The sequence below is a fragment of the Arthrobacter sp. efr-133-R2A-63 genome (genome assembly GCF_030209795.1).
Classification (GTDB): domain Bacteria; phylum Actinomycetota; class Actinomycetes; order Actinomycetales; family Micrococcaceae; genus Arthrobacter; species Arthrobacter bambusae_A.
On sequence record NZ_JARVRG010000029.1, the window covers coordinates 76,058 to 94,087 of the forward strand.

At 65.8% G+C, this 18,030-nt stretch carries 14 protein-coding genes; 5 read left to right on the plus strand and 9 right to left on the minus strand.

The window, feature by feature from the left end; all coding sequences use genetic code 11:
- Positions 1-2 precede the first annotated feature (2 nt).
- The 3 genes from QRN45_RS16110 to QRN45_RS16120 all read left to right on the plus strand — a co-directional run bounded on the left by QRN45_RS16110 (position 3) and on the right by QRN45_RS16120 (position 5,012).
- Positions 3-1,079: an AAA family ATPase gene (locus tag QRN45_RS16110; RefSeq protein ID WP_284763984.1), complete on the plus strand. Its 1,077-nt coding sequence runs from the start codon at positions 3-5 to the stop codon at positions 1,077-1,079.
- A 22-nt stretch (positions 1,080-1,101) separates the two neighbouring features.
- Complete coding sequence (locus QRN45_RS16115; RefSeq protein ID WP_284763986.1) at positions 1,102-2,523, plus strand: DUF58 domain-containing protein; 1,422 nt, start codon at positions 1,102-1,104, stop codon at positions 2,521-2,523.
- A 134-nt stretch (positions 2,524-2,657) separates the two neighbouring features.
- Positions 2,658-5,012 carry a transglutaminase TgpA family protein gene (locus tag QRN45_RS16120; protein WP_241709517.1) on the plus strand — a complete coding sequence of 785 codons (2,355 nt, stop codon included), beginning with the start codon at positions 2,658-2,660 and terminating at the stop codon, positions 5,010-5,012.
- Between the two features lie 166 nt (positions 5,013-5,178).
- Here the strand turns inward: QRN45_RS16120 and QRN45_RS16125 are convergent, their stop codons facing one another.
- Entirely contained in the window at positions 5,179-6,660 is a 1,482-nt protein-coding gene (locus QRN45_RS16125; RefSeq protein ID WP_241709516.1) for an NAD-dependent succinate-semialdehyde dehydrogenase, read from the minus strand.
- Between the two features lie 232 nt (positions 6,661-6,892).
- The gene (gene rsmI, locus QRN45_RS16130) at positions 6,893-7,816 is read right to left on the minus strand and encodes a 16S rRNA (cytidine(1402)-2'-O)-methyltransferase (RefSeq protein ID WP_502870726.1); all 924 of its coding nucleotides are present in this window, start codon (positions 7,814-7,816) and stop codon (positions 6,893-6,895) included.
- 68 nt (positions 7,817-7,884) lie between these two features.
- On the opposite strand from rsmI, the gene QRN45_RS16135 reads away from it, so the two are divergent.
- Entirely contained in the window at positions 7,885-9,531 is a 1,647-nt protein-coding gene (locus QRN45_RS16135; RefSeq protein ID WP_241709515.1) for a dolichyl-phosphate-mannose--protein mannosyltransferase, read from the plus strand.
- A 95-nt stretch (positions 9,532-9,626) separates the two neighbouring features.
- On the opposite strand, the gene QRN45_RS16140 is transcribed toward QRN45_RS16135, so the two are convergent.
- Both QRN45_RS16140 and QRN45_RS16145 read right to left on the minus strand, forming a co-directional pair.
- Positions 9,627-10,742, minus strand: coding sequence for a TIGR01906 family membrane protein (locus tag QRN45_RS16140; RefSeq protein ID WP_284763989.1), 1,116 nt, complete (start codon positions 10,740-10,742; stop codon positions 9,627-9,629).
- Between the two features lie 146 nt (positions 10,743-10,888).
- Entirely contained in the window at positions 10,889-11,881 is a 993-nt protein-coding gene (locus QRN45_RS16145) for a stage II sporulation protein M (RefSeq protein WP_241709513.1), read from the minus strand.
- Between the two features lie 139 nt (positions 11,882-12,020).
- Here QRN45_RS16145 and QRN45_RS16150 point away from each other — a divergent pair, with 139 nt between their 5' ends.
- Positions 12,021-12,821 (plus strand): RDD family protein, encoded by an 801-nt coding sequence (locus tag QRN45_RS16150; RefSeq protein WP_284763991.1) that lies wholly within the window; start codon positions 12,021-12,023, stop codon positions 12,819-12,821.
- A gap of 64 nt (positions 12,822-12,885) precedes the next feature.
- On the opposite strand, the gene QRN45_RS16155 is transcribed toward QRN45_RS16150, so the two are convergent.
- From QRN45_RS16155 to QRN45_RS16175, 5 genes are all read right to left on the minus strand, one after another.
- Complete coding sequence (locus QRN45_RS16155) at positions 12,886-14,118, minus strand: L,D-transpeptidase (protein WP_284763993.1); 1,233 nt, start codon at positions 14,116-14,118, stop codon at positions 12,886-12,888.
- Between the two features lie 116 nt (positions 14,119-14,234).
- The gene (locus tag QRN45_RS16160; RefSeq protein WP_241709510.1) at positions 14,235-15,566 is read right to left on the minus strand and encodes a L,D-transpeptidase; all 1,332 of its coding nucleotides are present in this window, start codon (positions 15,564-15,566) and stop codon (positions 14,235-14,237) included.
- A gap of 119 nt (positions 15,567-15,685) precedes the next feature.
- Positions 15,686-17,179, minus strand: coding sequence for an adenosylhomocysteinase (gene ahcY, locus QRN45_RS16165; RefSeq protein WP_284763994.1), 1,494 nt, complete (start codon positions 17,177-17,179; stop codon positions 15,686-15,688).
- Between the two features lie 42 nt (positions 17,180-17,221).
- On the minus strand, positions 17,222-17,461 hold the full coding sequence (locus QRN45_RS16170) for a Trm112 family protein (RefSeq protein ID WP_264637568.1): 240 nt from the start codon (positions 17,459-17,461) through the stop codon (positions 17,222-17,224).
- Between the two features lie 180 nt (positions 17,462-17,641).
- Complete coding sequence (locus QRN45_RS16175) at positions 17,642-18,019, minus strand: DUF3499 domain-containing protein (protein WP_284763995.1); 378 nt, start codon at positions 18,017-18,019, stop codon at positions 17,642-17,644.
- Positions 18,020-18,030 lie beyond the last annotated feature (11 nt).

The following is an 18,030-nucleotide window of genomic DNA, read 5'->3' on the forward strand; positions in this document are numbered from 1 at the left end:
CCATGGACTCAAAGCGACACGGCACCGTTGATGAACAGTTGGTACGGGACGAGGCCGTGGTTGCCCTGCCGCCTGAGCGCGAGTCCTTCAACGGGCACAAGCAGACGGTCATGGACCCTGAGCAATTCCACGCTGCCAGTGAGAAGATCCTGGCGGCCATCAACAAAGTCATCGACGGCAAAGCCGAGGCCGCAAAACTTGCCCTCACCGTGCTCCTCGCCCAAGGCCACCTGCTGGTGGAGGACGTCCCGGGTGTCGGCAAGACGCTGCTCGCCAAAACCCTCGCCCGCACCATCGATTGCAGGGTCAGCCGTATCCAGTTCACCCCGGACCTGCTTCCCTCGGACGTCACGGGGGTCTCGATCTACAACCAGTCCTCGCGCCAGTTCGAGTTCCGGATGGGCGCGGTGTTCGCCAACATCGTGATCGGAGACGAAATCAATCGCGCCTCCGCGAAGACGCAGTCAGCCCTCCTTGAATGCATGGAGGAACATCAAGTGACGGTGGACGGCCATTCGTACCAGCTGGGCGAACCGTTCATGGTTGTCGCGACGCAGAACCCCATCGAGATGGAAGGCACGTATCCGCTTCCGGAGGCACAGCGGGACCGTTTCATGGCCCGCATCTCGATGGGCTACCCGGACAAGCTCTCCGAAATCGAGATGCTCGAGACCCATCAGGCGGTCTCGCCCCTCGCCAAAGTCACCCCGGTGGTCACCTCCGCCGACGTGGCCGCGATGATCGCCACGGTGCAGCAGGTCTACGTCTCCCAATCCGTCAAGGAATATATGGTTGCCTTGGGCCGGGCCACCCGGGACAGCGCCCGGCTGCGCCTCGGAGCCAGCCCCCGCTCCCTGCTGCAACTACTGCGGGCGGCCAAAGCGACCGCCGCCCTGGACGGAAGGGACTTCGTCCTCCCTGACGACGTCATTTCCGTAGCCGAGTCCGTCCTGGCACACCGCATCATCCTGGACCGCAAGGCCGCGAGTTCCGGTGACACCCCGCAAAGCATCATCCGGGCCATCCTGGCCTCCCTCCCCGTCAGCCAAGACGCTGGCGCGGAACGCCGCGGCGCCTAGGGCAGCGAAGAAGGGGGCAGGCATGGCGCTGATCGATCTACTTCCGAAGCATCTGTTCACGAACCGGGGCTGGGGCTTGCTTGCCAGCGGCGTAGGTTCCTTGCTGCTGGCCCAGATCATGGGCAGGCGCGATCTGCTGGCCCTCGGGATCCTGCTGTTGGTGCTGCCGCTGGTATCGCTTGCCGGCGTCCGTATCCTCAAACCGCGCTTCCAGGTATTCCGCGAATTCCATCCCGCGTCCGTGGAGACTTCCTCCACGGCCACCGTGCGGCTGGCCGTGGCACGAACCGGCGCCGCCGCCGGGCCGGTGATCATGGAGGAGCAATTGCCGCCACGTTTCGGCGAACCTCCGGCCTTCCGCTTTCCTGCCCGTGCCGCGTCCGGCGGCACCAGCCGCTACGAATACCATTTGCGCTCCGGCAAGCGCGGCCAGTTCAGGATCGGCCCGGTGACGGCCGAGTTCTGCGATCCCTTCGGCTTGTCGCTGCATCGCCACGAGATCGACAACGGCGACATCCTCACCGTGACGCCGGCCGCCGTCGAACTCCCCGCCACCGGGCTGGCCGGCGCACGCGGAAACGACGGCGTGACGGCCACCCGGATCCGGGCCAATCCCAGCGACGACGACGTGATGACCCGCGAATACCGGCACGGAGACCCCATGAGGCGAGTCCACTGGGCCGCGACAGCGCGGCACGGCGAACTCATGGTGCGGCAGGAGGAATCCGTCACCACGCCCGAGGCGACCATCATCCTGGACCAGCGCTATTCCGCTTTCGTGTCCGGCTCCGCCGCGGTCTTCGGTCCTACCCACGAGGACGCTTTCGAACTGGTGAGCAGCGAAAACTTCGAATGGGTGGTGACGGCAGCGATGTCGATCAGTGCCCACCTCGCCGACCGCAACTATTCGCTGCGTTTCCTCGATGCTGCAGGACACCCCGCGTTCCGCGCATCCCGCTCCGCACCGTATCCCGAAACCGAGGAATTCAGTGGTCTGGGAGGCCTGCAGTCCATCGCCGAAAGCCTGGCCGCCATCCAGCTCAGCGGCCCGCGGCATGTCCACGGCGAGCGCAGCCACAAAGAGGCCGCCGGCGTCGCCGATGGTGCCGAAGCGCCTTTCGACGACCATCTGATGGATAAGCTCGCGGCACACCGCCTGCGTGGTCCCGTCCTCGCGCTGCTCGGCAACATGCCGCTCTCGGAGGCCCGTGCGTTGGCGCCGGCCGCAGGCTACGGGGCCAACGCTTTTGCCCTCGTGGTGACCGACCACCCGCACCATGTCCAGCCGGTCATCGAAGCCTTGAAACTGGGCGGCTGGCGGGCCGTCGCCGTGAGTTCGAGGACAGACCTTCCCGCTGCATGGGCCGGTTTCGACCAAGGAGAGATCGTCGCCGCCGCTGCGGCAGCGATGGACGTCCGCCGTGGCGCGGCGGTGCCGCGATGACCACTACCTCCAGGAACGGCGCTCCGGGACGTTCCCCGCTCCCGGCGCCGGCAACGGCAGGCGACACCCCGTCGCGCGGCCCGGGAAGGTGGCTCCGCCCGCGAAAGGCAGGGCCGGGAGCCTACCCTTGGGCAATGTCCGCGGCCATCGCCGTCGCCGTCCTCGGAGCGTCACTCTCACTCAATGGGGTCTTCAGGGGCTGGGTGTGGCTGGTTCCCGCGATCACCACGGTGTTCATCGTCGGATTGACCCTGGCTGTCCTCCGTGCCCTGGGGGTCCACCCGGTGCTCACTACCGTGGGCGGCTTGGTCGCGTTGGTCTTCATCCTCGACTTCACGTTCTTCCGGCCGGAAAGCATCGCGGGCTTCATTCCCTCCGGCGCTACCCTGGACACGCTGGGCCAGTTCCTGAAACGGGCCGGCGAAACCGTGGTGTCGGAGACCGCCCCCGTCTCCCCGAACGCCGGAATAGTGTTTGTCGCCTGCGCGGGCCTGGGCTTGGCGGTTGTCCTGGTCGATGCCCTGGCGGTCCCGCTCGGCATGCCTGCGACGAGTGGCCTGGGCCTGCTGGTTGTCCTCGTTTTCCCGGCGACCATCAAGCCGCAAAGCGTCGGGCTCGCCGGGTTCCTCGCCGCCGCCGTCGGCTTCATTCTGATCCTGGGTTGCAGCCAGTGGTTCGCACCGGACTCGCGGCTGCAGAACGACACCGCCCACGGCACGGGGCAGCTCAAGCGGTCCATGGTGATCGGTGGCGTGGCCTTGGTTCTGGGGTTGCTGTTGCCGTTGGCGGTTCCGGGATTCGAGCGCGGGACGTTTCCCGTGGGTTCCCGGCTGAACCCGTGGGGCGTCTCCAACGGCCTGAATCCCATGATTACGCTCGGCAACAGCCTGCGGAATCCTACCGGCGACGGCAGCATCACCTATGCCACGAGTTCCACGGCCCCGGTGTACCTGCGCTCCGTCACCATTGACAAGTTCGACGGCGATACCTGGGCACCGGACGACCGGGAGGCCTCCCGGCGCATCGGACCGGGCCGGATGGCGCCGGACTACCCGCTCCCCTCCGAGTTGGTGCGCCAAGTGACGGTGATCGATACGGGGCAGTTCACCAGCCCGTATCTCCCGGTCCCCTATGCCCCGACAGCCGTCAACGGCCTGAGCGGACGCTGGTCGTGGGATCCTGAGACGCTCAGCATCCGTGGCGAGGACGGCACGACGAGGAACCAGCAGTACACGGTGTATTCAGCGCTGCCGGCCCTGACATCGGCAACGTTGAGCCAGGACAACGCCAAGCCCACTTCCATCTCGCAGGATTTCATCCAGTTGCCGGGCAACGTTCCGGACATCGTGAAGAACACCGCCAAGACGGTGACGGCCGGCGCCAACGGCAATTATGCGAAGGCGATGGCGATCCAGGACTACCTGCGCTCGTCCCAGTTCACCTACTCGCTGCAGGCTCCGGTGCAAGGCGGTTACGACGGCAACGGGATGTCCGTGCTGGCGGACTTCCTGCAGCAGAAGAGCGGCTATTGCGTTCACTTCGCCTCCGCGATGGCGGTCATGGCGCGGCTCGAGGGAATCCCCAGCCGCATCGCCGTGGGCTACGCGCCGGGCCACTCCACAGGCGCCACGGTTGCCGTGGCTGGACAGGAACCCCTGCCGGAGTTCCAAGTGGATTCCCGTGACGCCCATGCCTGGCCTGAGCTCTACTTCGAAGGAGCCGGCTGGGTCGCCTTCGAGCCAACGCCTTCCCGTGGCGTGGTCCCGGCCTACGCGAGCGAGCCTGTGGCAGCGGGCGGCCCGAGCACCAACCTGCATGACGAGAACCTGGTGCCGGGTTCCTCGACTCCCGCGCCGAGCACCGCCGCTGTGCCTCCGCTTGCGGCTCCGGGGGTCGGAGCGGGCACGGCCACGGGCTCGGGAACCGTTCTTTACGTCACCGCGGCCGCGCTCCTTTTGGCGGTGTTAGTGGCCTCCCCGCGGTTGGTCCGCTCCGGCATCCGGGCGCGGCGCTTGAGGCCCGCGCGGGCACGACAGCGCGGTTCGGGACACGCGGCCGGCCCGGGCCCGCCCCGGGACGGCCCGGTCCTGGCATGGGCTGAGCTCCAGGACCTCGCCACGGATTACGGCGTACCGCCGGTGCCCAGCGAAACGCCGCGGCATTTCGCGGCCCGATTGGGCACCTCGGCTGCGCTCGGAGCACCGGTGGCGGCAGCGTCGCCGTCGGGCGCTTCCGACGACGCCGGGCGGCGCGCGCTTGCGTCACTCACGGGCGACTTCGAACGGCAGCGTTACGGTCCCCCGGCGGGAATCCCCGCGATTGCGGCAGCGGAGCAAGCGAACTCGGCCGCGGCCCGGATCGCGGCTGTCCGTGCCGCGTTCCGGCGCAATGCCTCCTGGATTGCCGTCTTGCGGGCGGACTGGTTCCCGCCGTCCTTGATGTCCAGGTGGTTCCAACTCCTGTGGTCGCCCTTCCGCTGGCGGCCCTGACCCAACTAGCTCGCATTAGATGTCGTTATGGGCCTCGAAAACGACAACAAATGCGAGTCAGTTGGGCTTGGAACGGCAAAGGCAGGGCACCGGAACCCAAATGTTCCAGTGCCCTGCCCTTCACTCAACGGCAGTTCCCCGTTGCGAGAGGTCCGCCGAAGTTGTACTAGTCGGCATACGGATCCGCGATGCCGACGTACTGCGTGGTGAGGTATTCCTCGATGCCTTCGAATCCGCCTTCACGGCCCAGCCCGGACTGCTTCACGCCGCCGAACGGTGCTGCGGCGTTGGAGATGACGCCGGCGTTGAGGCCGAGCATGCCGGTCTCGATCCTTTCGCTGACGCGCAGTCCACGGTTCAGGTCCTTGGTGTAGACATAGGCGACCAGCCCGTACTCGGTGTTGTTGGCCAGGTTGATTGCCTCGTCTTCGCTCTTGAACGTGATGATCGGGGCAACAGGTCCGAAGATCTCTTCCTTCAGGATGCGGGCGTCCGCGGACACGTTCTTGAGCACGGTGGGCTGGTAGAAGTAGCCCGGGCCGTCCACCGGGGCGCCGCCGGTGACGGCAATCGCGCCGTTGGCGACGGCGTCGGACACGAGTGCATGCACCCCGTTGCGGGCCTTGCCGTCGATCAGCGGGCCGACCGTTGAGTCCGGCTCGGTGCCGCGCGCGGTGTTGAGTGCCGAGATCTTGGCAGCGAACTTGTCGGCGAAGGCGTCAGCGATGGAGTCGTGCACAATGAAGCGGTTGGCTGCAGTGCAAGCCTCGCCCATGTTGCGCATCTTGGCCGCGACGGCGCCTTCGACGGCCTTGTCCAGGTCAGCGTCCTCGAAGACCACGAACGGCGCGTTGCCGCCGAGCTCCATGGAGCTGCGCAGGACCTTGTCCGCGGCTTCGCGCATGAGGGACTGCCCGACGGCGGTGGAGCCCGTGAAGGAGATCTTGCGCAGGCGGTCGTCCTTGATGAGGGGCCCGGTGACTGCGCCTGCCGTGGAGGTCTGGATGACGTTGAGCACACCTGCGGGGAGGCCGGCTTCCTGCATGACCTGCGCGAAGAGCAGGCTGGTCAGCGGGGTCAGGTTGGCGGGCTTGAGGACCATGGTGCAGCCGGCAGCCACCGCGGGGGCGATCTTGCGGGTAGCCATGGCCAGCGGGAAGTTCCACGGCGTGATCAGCAGGCAGGGACCAACGGGCTTCTTCTGGACCAGGATGCGGTTCTTGCCGTCCGGAGCCGCGGAATAGCGGCCGCTGACGCGGACGGCTTCCTCGGAGAACCAGCGCAGGAACTCGGCACCATAAGCTACTTCGCCGCGGGCTTCGGCCAAGGGCTTGCCCATTTCCAGGGTCATGAGCAGCGCGAAGTCTTCTGCGCGCGCCGTGACCAGCTCGAACGCGCGGCGCAGGATTTCGCCACGCTCGCGGGGAGCCGTACGGGCCCAGGAGGCCTGCGCGGCTGCGGCGGCGTCCATCGCCGCGGCGCCGTCTTCCACTCCGGCGTCGGAAATGCTCACGAGCACCTTGCCGGTGGAGGGATCCTCGACGTCGAACGTCTTGCCGGATGCCGCAGGCAGCCACTGGCCGTTGATGAGCAGCCCCGTGGGAACGGATGCGAGAAGTTCGCTTTCGCGATCGGCGGTAACAGTCACAGTGACTCCTTCGTCAGTCAGCGCAGCTTGTAGGGATGCGCCAACACTTGATTATTGTGGAATTACTGTCACGGTACTGCCCGCCGCGAAGCAGTGTCTACGCCTTCGCGCACTGCCGCGGGAGCAAGAGTTTGTGCAATTGCACAGCCCCTGTGGAGGCGGAAGCCACCGCACCCGCCAGTACGGCACTACCGCGCCGCGAGCACGGCCTTAACGCGCCGCGAGCACGGCCTTAACGCGCCGCGAGCACAGCGGAGTAGAGCTCGCGCTTGCTGATGCGGGCCTCCTCGGCCACCGCCGCCACGGCTTCCTTGAGCCTGATGCCTTGTGCAATGAGTTCATTGACCGCGGCAACATGGTCTTCAGGCTTGCCTGGCGCCTGTTCGGGGGCGCCCGCCACGACGACGGCGATCTCGCCACGGACCTCGTTGTTCTCGGCCCACTCCAGCAATTCCCGGACGGTTCCCCTGATGACCTCCTCGTAGGTCTTCGTCAATTCACGGCAGACCGCGATGCGGCGGTCAGAGCCGAACCGCTCGTGCAGGGCGCGGAGCATGGGCTCAAGCCGGTGCGGCGCCTCGAAAAACACCATCGTCCGCCGTTCGTCGACCAGGTCCGCAAGCCGGGTGCTGCGTTCTCCGGCTTTGCGCGGCAGGAATCCCTCGAAACAGAAACGGTCCGTGGGCAGCCCCGAGAGCGCCAGCGCCGTCAAGACGGCGGACGGGCCCGGGAAGGCTGTGACGAAGAGCCCAGCCGCCACGGCTCCCTCCACGAGGCGGAAGCCGGGGTCGGACACCGCGGGCATGCCGGCGTCGCTCACCATGATGATGGTCTTGCCGGCCCGCACGTGATCCAGCAGTTCCTCGGTCTTGGCGGCCTCGTTGTGCTCGTGGTAGCTGATGACGCGGCCGGACACTGTGATGCCGAGCGACTGGACCAGCCGGTGCAGTCGCCGGGTGTCTTCCGCGGCGACGATGTCGGCCGTCTGCAACAACTCGATGAGCCGGCTGGAGGCATCGCCGACGTTGCCGATGGGAGTGGCGGCCAGCACGATGCGGCCTACACCGTCGGGCAGCGCGGGAAGAGCCTGCTCCTCGTGGGGCTCCGCCGGGTCGGGAACGGTGGTTTCATCCGGGGAGCTCAGCTGTTCAGTCACCCAACAAGCCTAATGCCCCGGCTGCGGCTTTCAGTGAGCTACCGGAGCCGAAAGGTAGCATGGGCTGAGTGACCGATACCTCCGTGCGCCCCGCCCCGCAAACCTGGTTGATACGGCCCCGGGAGGCTTTTACGGCCGAGGCCCTGCGGACGCGGCTCATTGGCAGCATCCAAAGCTGGCGGGATTATCCGCCGTCGTTGAGGCTGTGGTTCTGGCTGATCCCCACGATCACGGCCGTGATCGGCGGGATCCTGCGTTTCGTCCGCCTCGATGATCCGCACAGCCTGGTCTTCGACGAGACCTACTACGTCAAGGATGCCTACTCGCTCCTGGTCAGCGGATACGAGCGCAGCTGGCCGGACAAGGCCAACGACGCCTTCAATGCGGGCAACCCCAACGTGCTGCTCAACTCCCCCGAGTACGTGGTCCATCCCCCGGTGGGGAAATGGATGATCGCCTTCGGGATGTGGCTCTTCGGTTCGGACAACTCCTTCGGCTGGCGGTTCTCCGCTGCCCTGACGGGCACCCTCTCCATCTTCCTGATCGCCTTGATCGCCTTGAAGCTGTTCCGTTCCCACATCCTGGGCGCGGTCGCGGGGCTGCTGCTCGCCGTCGACGGCCATCACCTGGTCATGTCGCGGACGTCCCTGCTGGACATCTTCCTGATGTTTTGGCTGCTCGCAGCCTTTGGTGCCCTGCTGATGGATCGCGACGACGGCCGGCGGCGCCTTGCGGCACGGCTTGCCGCGCTGGCAGCCGCTTCCAAGGACGGACGGCCGACGGCGTTGCACCTCGCCTCGGGCCCGTGGCTCGGATTCCGGTGGTGGCGGCTGGCGGCCGGCGTCTGTCTCGGCTTGGCGGTCGGCACGAAGTGGTCGGCCCTGTTCTTCGTTGCCGGTTTCGGCCTGATGACCGTCTTCTGGGACATGAGCGCCCGGCGCATCGCGGGCATCCGGAGCTGGCCCAGCGCGGGAATCATCAAGGACGGCATTCCCGCATTCCTCACCATGATCCCGGTGGCCGGTGCCGTGTATTTGTCGACGTGGACCGGCTGGTTCCTCTCCAAGGACGCCTATTACCGGCACTGGGCGGACACGAATCCCTCCGCCACCTGGGGCTGGATTCCGGGGCCGTTGCGTTCCCTTGCCTATTACCATGTGCAGGCCTACAACTTCCACCAGGGCCTCAGCTCGCCGCACCCGTATTCGGCCAGTCCATGGACCTGGCTCGTCATGGGGCGCCCCACGTCGTTCTACTACGAGTCCCCCAAGCCGGGAACGCCCGGCTGCGACCTGCCCAACTGCACCTCGGCAATTCTGTCCGTCGGCAACCCCGTGGTCTGGTGGGGTGCCACGATCGCGCTCTTTGTGGTCCTGTTCTGGTGGGCCGGACGCCGCGACTGGCGGGCCGGGGCCATCCTGGCGGGCGTCGCCGCGGGGTACCTGCCCTGGTTCATGTACCCGGAGCGCACCATGTTCTACTTCTATGCGCTCTCCTTCGAGCCTTTCCTGGTCCTGGCCCTCGTCTATGGCTTGGGCCTGGTGCTGGGCAGGAGTGACGCTCCTCCGTGGCGCCGCCGGTCCGGCCTGTACCTGGTGGGCCTTGTGGTTGTCCTTGCCGTGCTGTTGTCGGCGTTCTTCTATCCGGTCTGGACGGCGGAAGTGATCAGCTACCAGGACTGGCACATCCGCATGTGGATGCCTTCCTGGATCTAAGGGGGCTGCTCCGAAGGGCGGGCACACACAAAGGAGCGGCCCGCCCGGGATTGGAGATTCCCGGGCGGTACGCTTCTTTCGTTGGTGGCGAAGTGTTACTTCTCCGGCACGCCGGTTTCCACGGGAGCCTCCGCGTCAGTGTTCGCGGCGTCTTCCGCAGCGGCTTCATTCCTGGGAGGAAGTCCGCGACGACGGCGGGTAGGCCAGGTGAAGATGAGGGTCAGCAGCGCCGTGAGGAAGACCAAAGCGCCGATCGCGATTCCGGAGTCCATCCAGTACTGCCCCGGGAACAAGCGGATCAACGTGTCGTCGAGCGCAAAGGTCCAGGTGCCGTTGGCGAAGAAGATGTGGTGGAAGTCCGTGAAGAACTGCTGCCAGCCCAAGGCCGCTAGCGTGCCCAGTCCGATAATGAGCACCAAGGTGACGATCGAACCGGCAAACAGTCCGCGGCGGATCCCGCCGGTGCTCCGCTTGCGCAGATAGATCATTGCGATGATGCCAATGATGATCATGAGGGCACCGGCGCCGAAAGCGGAGAGAATCACGGTCTTGACGTCGGCCATGTGGGCAACTTCGCCCTCCTTGAACAGCTTCTCGCCGTTCTGGTTGACGAGGTCGCCCAAGTATCGTGGCCCGGACCAGTTGGTCAGGTAGTCCACCGCATAGGAACCATAGGTCATGCGGTCATCGGCGTTGAAGCCGTAGCCGTCGCCGGGGAATCCCGGCCGGTAATACTCCACCCACAGGAACAGCGGGCTCGCCACGGCGCGGATTGCGAGTATCAGCAGGACCACGGGGTAGAAGACAGCCAGCAGGACCTGGAAAATGCGCGGCGCCAGCGGCTTGGCGTTGGCAGCCTGCTCCCGCTCGTGGTTGCGGCGTTCCACCTCGGCTTCCGGGGGACGGACCTGAAGGGCCGACGTCGGCAGCGGCTCTGCGAAGAGGGCCGGTTCCGGCCCGGTCTCCGCAGCCTCTGCGGCTTTGCGGTCGGCCCGGCTCTCCGGCTGTTGTCCTGCCAGGGGCTCGGCTGGCGCATTTCCTTCCTTGGGCGCCCGCTTCGAAGAGTCCCGGGGTGCGTCAGCAGCACCTGCCGGGCGCGCGTCAGCGGCCGTGGACTTGGGGGCGGGCTTCATCCATTCGAAGGCCGGCTCATCGCCGCCGTCGTGGATATCCGCGTCCGGGTCGTTGGGGATCGGGCTCTTCTCGGTCACTTGGATTTCACTTCCGTAGGATTCACATGCCGGAGCAGGAACGGTCCGCTGGCAATCTTCTCTGCCTTTGAGCCTACCGTCAGCCCTCGCGGAGAGACGATGAGCCACCCCGGCGGACGTCGGATTGCGGCCGGACCCGGGCGCCGTCAGGCGGCTATCTCACGGTAACCGGCGTCGTTTGCGTCCAGGTCGCCTGTGGCGCCGGCGCGGAATGCCCGTCCGCCCAGAACCAAGGCATAGACCCAGTATGCCGCGAGAACGAGCGAACCGATCAGGATCTTGGCCCACACTGGAAGCGGGCTGGGCGTCACAAAGGCCTCGACGAGTCCCGAAACGAACAGGACAAGCACCAAGCCAAGTGCCACCGTGATCAGGGAGCGCCCCTCGTCCGCCACTGCCTGCATCCTGCGCCGCGGTCCCGGGGCAACCATGGCCCAGAATATGCGTAGTCCGCCCGCGGAGGCGATGAACACGGCTGTCAGCTCCATGAGGCCGTGCGGCAGGATGTAGCTGAAAAACACGTCCATCTTGCCGGTGGCGGCAAACACACCCGCAGCAATCCCCAGCCCCTGCGCATTTGCGAACAGCGTGTACGGCACCCAGAATCCGGTGATGCCCAGGGCCACGGCCTGCGCGCCGATCCATGCATTGTTCGTCCAGACGGCGCCGGCGAAGGACGCAGCAGGGTTCTCGGAGTAGTAGCCGACGAAGTCGTGGTCGACGTATTGCTTCACGGCATCGCTGCTTCCCAGGGCCCGCAAAGCGTCCGGGGACGTTCCGATCCAGAGCGTGTAGGCCGCGGCAACAAGGCAGAAGAACGTCCCGCACCCTACCGTGAGCCACCGCAGGCGGTAGAACGCGGCCGGCAGGGAGACCACGAAAAAGCGGGCGAGGTCTTCCATGAAGTTCGATCTCGCCCCGGTGAAGCGGGTTCGGGCCTGCGCGAGGGCCGCCGACAAGGACGCCGAGAGTGCGCTTTCCGGCGCCACGGATCGAATGAGGGACAAGTGTGATGACACCACTTGGTACAAACGCAGGAGCTCGTCGGCTTCGCCGCCGTCGAGGCGCCGTTTGTGCGCGAGCTCATGCAAACGGGACCATTTGGTCCCGTTCACGACAGAGAAGGCATCCATGTCCACGGCTCCACCCTAATCCCAACCTTCGCCAAACAGTCCCACATCCCAGCAAACCCTGCTCCACGGCCGTTGCCGCCGCTAGACTCGATCCAGCGGGAGCCGTCCGGTCCTGCGGACATCGTGGCAAGGCTTGGGGGCGGGCTTGAGTTCGATCATTACCGGCGAGGCCGTGGTCCTCGAACTGCGGCCGGCGTCATTCGGGGCAAGGGCGCTCGGGCTTATGCTCGACGTCCTGGTTCAGGTTGTTTTGTTGCTCGGCCTGTTGTTCCTGCTCGGTATGGTGGCGCCGGATGTGGACGCGGCGGCGGGCCGTGCCATGGCCTTGTCCAGCGTGGTGCTGTGCCTCGTGGTCGTCCCCGTTGCGGTGGAAACGCTGAGCCGCGGCCGCTCGCTGGGCAAGTTGGCCACGGGGCTCCGGATCGTGCGCGACGACGGCGGATCCATCCGTTTCCGGCACGCGGTGATCCGCGGGTTGATTGGTTTCCTGGAGATCTACGCGACGTTCGGCGGATTGGCGATCGCCGTCGCGCTGTTCAACGGCAAGTCGAAGAGGCTGGGAGACGTTGTGGCCGGTACGTATTCGCTCAGGCAGCGCGTTCCTTCCGAACCCAAAATCCTTGCCTACGCGCCCCCGTACTTGCAGGCGTGGGTGGGACTCGCGGACATCGGCAGGGTTCCGGACGGCACGGCGCGGCGGGCTTCGCAGTTCATCCAGCAGGCTTCCCGGATGGCTCCGCGCTCGCGCGCCAGCCTGGCGGCAGCCCTCGCTACGGAACTGGCGACGTACGTCGCCCCGCCTCCCCCGCCCGGAACAACGCCGGAGGGCTACTTGCACGCAGTACTGGGCGAGCGGCGAAACCGGGACCTGGAACGGCTGCGCCGCGCAGAACAACGCAGCGCCGTCGTCGGGGATCGACTCAACAAGCTCCCGTTCACGGGCTAGTGCAGACGCGCGCACCCACGGTGCGCACCGCCGTCGGGCCATCTGCGGCACGTCCCGGAAGCGCTCAGCGCTTTGCGTAGCGTGTCCAGTCAATGTTCCAGTCGCCGAAGCCTTCAAGCGGTTCCACTGCGGGGGCGCCGGTGTTCAGGACCTGCACCACGTCCCCTGTCCGCATGTTATTGAAGAACCAGGCTGCGTCGTCAGGGAGCAGGCCAACACAGCCGTGCGAGACGTTGTCCACGCCAACGGCCCCGTACGCCGAGGGCAGCGCTTGGTGCACATACACCCCTGAGTTCGTGAGCCGGTTGGCGTGCTCGACGACGAGCGGCGCGTAATAGCCCTTGTCACCGGGTTTGAGGCCGATGCTGCCCGCATTGAACCTGGAATGGCGTTCCTGCTCCATGATCACGGCGTAGCCGGTGGGCGAAAGCCAGTCCGGGCTTCCGAGGGTGACAGGAGCAGTCTTGACGAGTGCGCCGTCGAAATACACTTTCATGGCCTTGGTGGCGTCATCCACGACCGCTATCCGCTGCGGACCGGTCGTGAACGTGGACCTGACGTTGGAATTGCCGATCATTCCGCTGCCGAAGTCCCTGCCGAACAAGGGCAAGTCCACGGCGACCCTCGTGTCGGCCGCCCAGAATGCTTCAGGACGGATCCGCACTTTCCGGTCCGAGTACCAGCGCCAGGCCACTTCCTGGCCCGAGGAAACACTGATCTTCACGGCCTCTTCCATGGCGGCTTTATCCGCCACGGGCTCGCTGAAGTTGATTTCGATGGGCTGCCCTGAACCCATGATGGAGCCATCGCGGGGGAACACCACCGCATTGGCCTCGTTGGCCGTGGATACCGTGGTGAAGGACTGGGTCTTCCGGGTTTCCCGGCCCGCGCCGTCAACAACGGTAAACCCGTAGCGGTATTCGGTGTTGAACTCCAGGGGATCCAGCGTGGACCACGTGCTGCCGTCGGCGCTGATGGTTCCCCTGACGGCTTTGCCACCCGCGGCCGGCATCAGTTCAACGTCTTTCAGGGTGCCGTGCACCGCCTTCACGGAAGGCCCGACGGCGGGATTCACTTCGCGGGCACCGTCAAGGGGCGTGATTCCCAACTCCACTGCCGTCACGACTGCGGATCCGAGCCCGGCGTCGGTGCGCTGGGGCGTTCCCGCTTCCGATTCAACCGCTGTTTGCAGCCAATCAGGGGCGGTTGCAACACCGAGTCCTCCGGCCGCAACGCCGGCACACATTCCGATGATTCCGAGAATCTTCCCGGTCTTGCGTTTCCTTTGCGTCCCCACGGCAACCCCACATCCCCCGGCAGAAAGCCAGCCCCCAAGACTGACCCGCCCAGTCTACCGGGGGTGCCGATCCGTCCTGGACGGTGCCCGGAGGTCGCCGTCGGTTGGCGTACTGCCTAGTTGGCGTATTGGGCCCAGGGGATGTTCCAGTCGCCGAAACCGTCGTCGAAGTTGGCGTAGTCACCCTGCGTATTGACCACTTGGACGACGTCTCCGGTGGTCATGTTGTCGAACACCCATTTCGCCCCGTCAGGTCCCAGACCGATGCAACCGTGGGACAGGTTCGTGACGCCGATGTACGGCAACGCCGAGTCGGTGGCCTGGTGGATGAACTCGCCGCTGGGTGTCAGGCGCGTGGCGTAGTTGACGTCAAGCTGTCCGTAGTAGGCCGGATCCCCCGGTTTGAGGCCGATGGTGGAGGCATCCATGTGCTCCACCCGGTACTTTTCCATGAGCACCAGGTAGCCGCGCGCGGAAGGGAACCTGGTGTCTCCCATGGTGTCCTGCCACTGGCCCACTTGCTGGTCGTTGACGCTGACCGTGAACGTGTGGGCAACTGCGTCGGCAACCGCCACCTTCTTGTCGCCGATCTTGAACGTGTTGGTCTTGTTGAAGTTGCCGATCTGGCCGTTGCCGAAGTCCACCCCGAACAGCTTGAGGTCCACGGTGACGGTACTGTTCGCTGCCCAGAAGTTCTCCGGGCGGTAGCGCACCATGGTGTCGCTGAACCAGTGGAAGGCCCCGGCCTGGCCTGAGGTGGACGTGACCTTGATGGCCTTCTCGACGGCGGCTTTGTTGACCACGGGTTCACTGAACGTGAGCTGGAGGGGCTGCGCCACGCCTACCTTGGACCCGTCCAGGGGGTACATGGCGGCGTCTGCCTCGTTCTGGGTGGATACCGTCGTGAACGATCCGGTCTTCGACGTTGCTCGGCCGACAGAATCCGCAACCGTGTAGTTGAAGGTGTAGGAGGAGTTGAACTCGAGGGGCGTGGAGGCAGTCCAGCTCAGTCCATCCGGAGTCAACGCACCATCGACGGTCTTTCCCTGGGAGCTCGTCAAGGAGACCCTGTCCAGCGTTCCGTCTTTGACGCTGATCGTGACGGGAGCAGCCGGATTCACTTGTTTGGCACCGCTCGCAGGCGAGGCGACCACCGTGGCAGGCTTCACGACGGGCAACACGGCTGCCGCTTCGCTGCGTTCGCCTGATGACCCCTCGGATTCGATTGCCGCACTGGCCGCGTGCGGGGCCACTGCCGCGAACGTGCCGCTGAGCGCGGCGATGAGGCAGACCACCACGATCCAGGCGACCTTCCGGAACCTGCTTCGCTTCGTTGGCGCAGTGTCCAAGAGACCGGCGTTGCCGCTGCCCTGTTCATTGTCGAAGAGCCGCGCGGCGTCCACATGCTCGAAAGTGTCCGCTTGCTCGCCGTCGGGATTAAGACCCATTCCTGTTTTCTCCAAAACTCACGCCCCCCAAAAAACCCACGCCCCACAACCGCATCCTAAACGGCGCGGCTTGATATTGGCTGGGAGCGCGCCCGCGGGCTTGCTCCCAGCCGGTGTTCTCAGTACCGGTAGTGCTCCGGCTTGTACGGACCCGCGACGTCAAGGTCCAGGTATTCCGCCTGCTCCTTGCTGAGTTCGGTCAGTTCCACGCCCAAGGCATCCAGGTGCAGCCGGGCGACCTTCTCGTCGAGGATCTTGGGCAGCACGTAGACCTGGTTCGAATATTCGCGCTCGGCCCCTGGGCCAGAGCCGGTCTGGTCCTTCTTGGTCCACAGCTCGATCTGCGCGATCGTCTGGTTGGCGAAGGAGTTGCTCATGACGAACGAGGGGTGGCCGGTCGCGTTGCCCAGGTTCAGGAGGCGGCCTTCGGAAAGCACAATGATCGATCGCTCTTCGCGGCCGTCGGCCGCGGCGAACACCCACTCGTGCACCTGCGGCTTGATTTCGACCTTCTGGACGCCGGGGACCTTCGCCAGTCCGGCCATGTCGATCTCGTTGTCGAAGTGGCCGATGTTGCCCACGATCGCCTTGTTCTTCATCCGGAGCATGTCGGAGGCCATGATGACGTCCTTGTTGCCGGTCGTCGTGACGAAGATGTCGCCCTGTTCCACCACCGAGTCCAGCTTGGCCACCTGGTAGCCGTCCATGGCTGCCTGGAGTGCGCAGATGGGATCGATCTCCGTCACGATCACGCGCGAGCCCTGGCCACGGAGCGCCTCGGCCGCGCCCTTGCCGACGTCGCCATAGCCGCAGACGACGGCGACCTTACCGCCCATGAGGACATCCGTGGCGCGGTTGATGCCGTCAGGCAGGGAGTGGCGGATACCGTATTTGTTGTCGAATTTGCTCTTGGTCACCGAGTCGTTGACATTGATGGCCGGGAACAGGAGCTTGCCCTGTTCGGCGAGCTGGTAAAGACGGTGCACGCCCGTGGTGGTTTCCTCGCTCACGCCACGGATGCCGGCGGCGACGCGGGTCCACTTCTTCGGGTCGGCGGCGAGGCTCTTCCGCAGCACGTCGAGGACGAGTGCGTACTCTTCGGGATCGCTTTCCGTCGCGGCCGGAACCGCACCCGCAGCTTCGAACTCGACGCCCTTGTGGACCAGCAACGTGGCGTCGCCGCCGTCGTCGAGGATCATGTTGGGGCCGAGGTCCGGGTTGGCGTCCGCGCCCGGCCAGCTGAGAATCTGCTCGGCGGTCCACCAGTATTCGTCGAGGGTCTCGCCCTTCCACGCGAACACGGGGACACCTTGCGGATCCTCGACGGTTCCCTGGCCGACCACGACGGCGGCAGCGGCCTCGTCCTGCGTGGAGAAGATGTTGCAGGAGGCCCAGCGGACCTCGGCGCCGAGGGCTGTCAACGTCTCGATGAGCACCGCGGTCTGCACGGTCATGTGCAGGGATCCCGCAATGCGCGCACCCTTGAGCGGCTGGCTCGGACCGAATTCGGCGCGCAGCGACATGAGGCCCGGCATTTCGTGCTCGGCGAGGCGGATCTGGTGGCGTCCGGCTTCAGCCAGGGAGATGTCTGCAACCTTGTAGTCGAAAGTCATGGAAGTCCTTTGGAAGTACCGAATGGTCAGGTCAGGTGGAGCTCAGGCGTGCCGGAGACCGTCGTGCAGTCCTGCGTCGTGTTGGTCCGAGGCCGCGGCGTTGGCGGCTGCCAGCAGCTCCGGCGGCAGCAGCAACGGGATGCCGTCCTGGATGGCATAGCGGATCTTTTCACCCGAGGCGGCCGCGACCGTCGAGACGAGATCATCGCCGTCCTGCTCCAGCGGGGACCCGGTGACAGGGCACCGCAGGATGGACAACAATTCAGGACTGACCTTTGGCATGGTTGGAGCTCCCTGGATGGCATCTCACGGACGCCGCTATGGACAGATATGGCAGCTTCCAGAGTACAACCCGGCGGCGCTGAGCACGTTGTCACAAAAGCCCGTCCCGCGGGAACAGCGACACACTGCGTCAGACGACGGCCAGTTCCCGTCGCGCCGGACTTCAGGAGGGATCGCGGTTCAGGAGGGATCGCGCAGGATGCGCAGGTGCCTCCTGGTTCCCTCCACAGGGGCCGGCCCGTCAAAAGGGGTGCGGACGCTGCGAAGCTCGGGTGCGGGTGCCGGGGCCGATGCGGCCTCGCGCACGGCGTTGGCCAGGGCAAGGAGATCGTCCGGTCCGGGCGGGGGCGGGGAGGACGGCATGGCCAGCCGCATGACTTCCCAACCCCTCGGTACGGTCAACGACTCCGCATGCTGCGCGCACAGATCGTAGGAGTGCGGCTCGGCATACGTAGCCAAGGGACCAAGCACCGCCGTGGATTCGGCGTAGACGTACGTCAAAGTGGCCACCGCGGATTGGCGGCAGGCTGATCTGGAACACTGACGAATTGCACCCACAACATCCCAGA

What these genes read in the sequence shown, in the direction of transcription:
- QRN45_RS16115 (WP_284763986.1), top strand. Translation starts at nt 1,102, where the DNA reads ATGGCGCTGATCGATCTACTTCCGAAGCATCTGTTCACGAACCGGGGC.
- QRN45_RS16120 (WP_241709517.1), top strand. Translation starts at nt 2,658, where the DNA reads ATGTCCGCGGCCATCGCCGTCGCCGTCCTCGGAGCGTCACTCTCACTC.
- QRN45_RS16160 (WP_241709510.1), bottom strand. Translation starts at nt 15,566, where the DNA reads ATGGGTCTTAATCCCGACGGCGAGCAAGCGGACACTTTCGAGCATGTG.
- ahcY (WP_284763994.1), bottom strand. Translation starts at nt 17,179, where the DNA reads ATGACTTTCGACTACAAGGTTGCAGACATCTCCCTGGCTGAAGCCGGA.
- QRN45_RS16170 (WP_264637568.1), bottom strand. Translation starts at nt 17,461, where the DNA reads ATGCCAAAGGTCAGTCCTGAATTGTTGTCCATCCTGCGGTGCCCTGTC.
- QRN45_RS16110 (WP_284763984.1), top strand. Translation starts at nt 3, where the DNA reads ATGGACTCAAAGCGACACGGCACCGTTGATGAACAGTTGGTACGGGAC.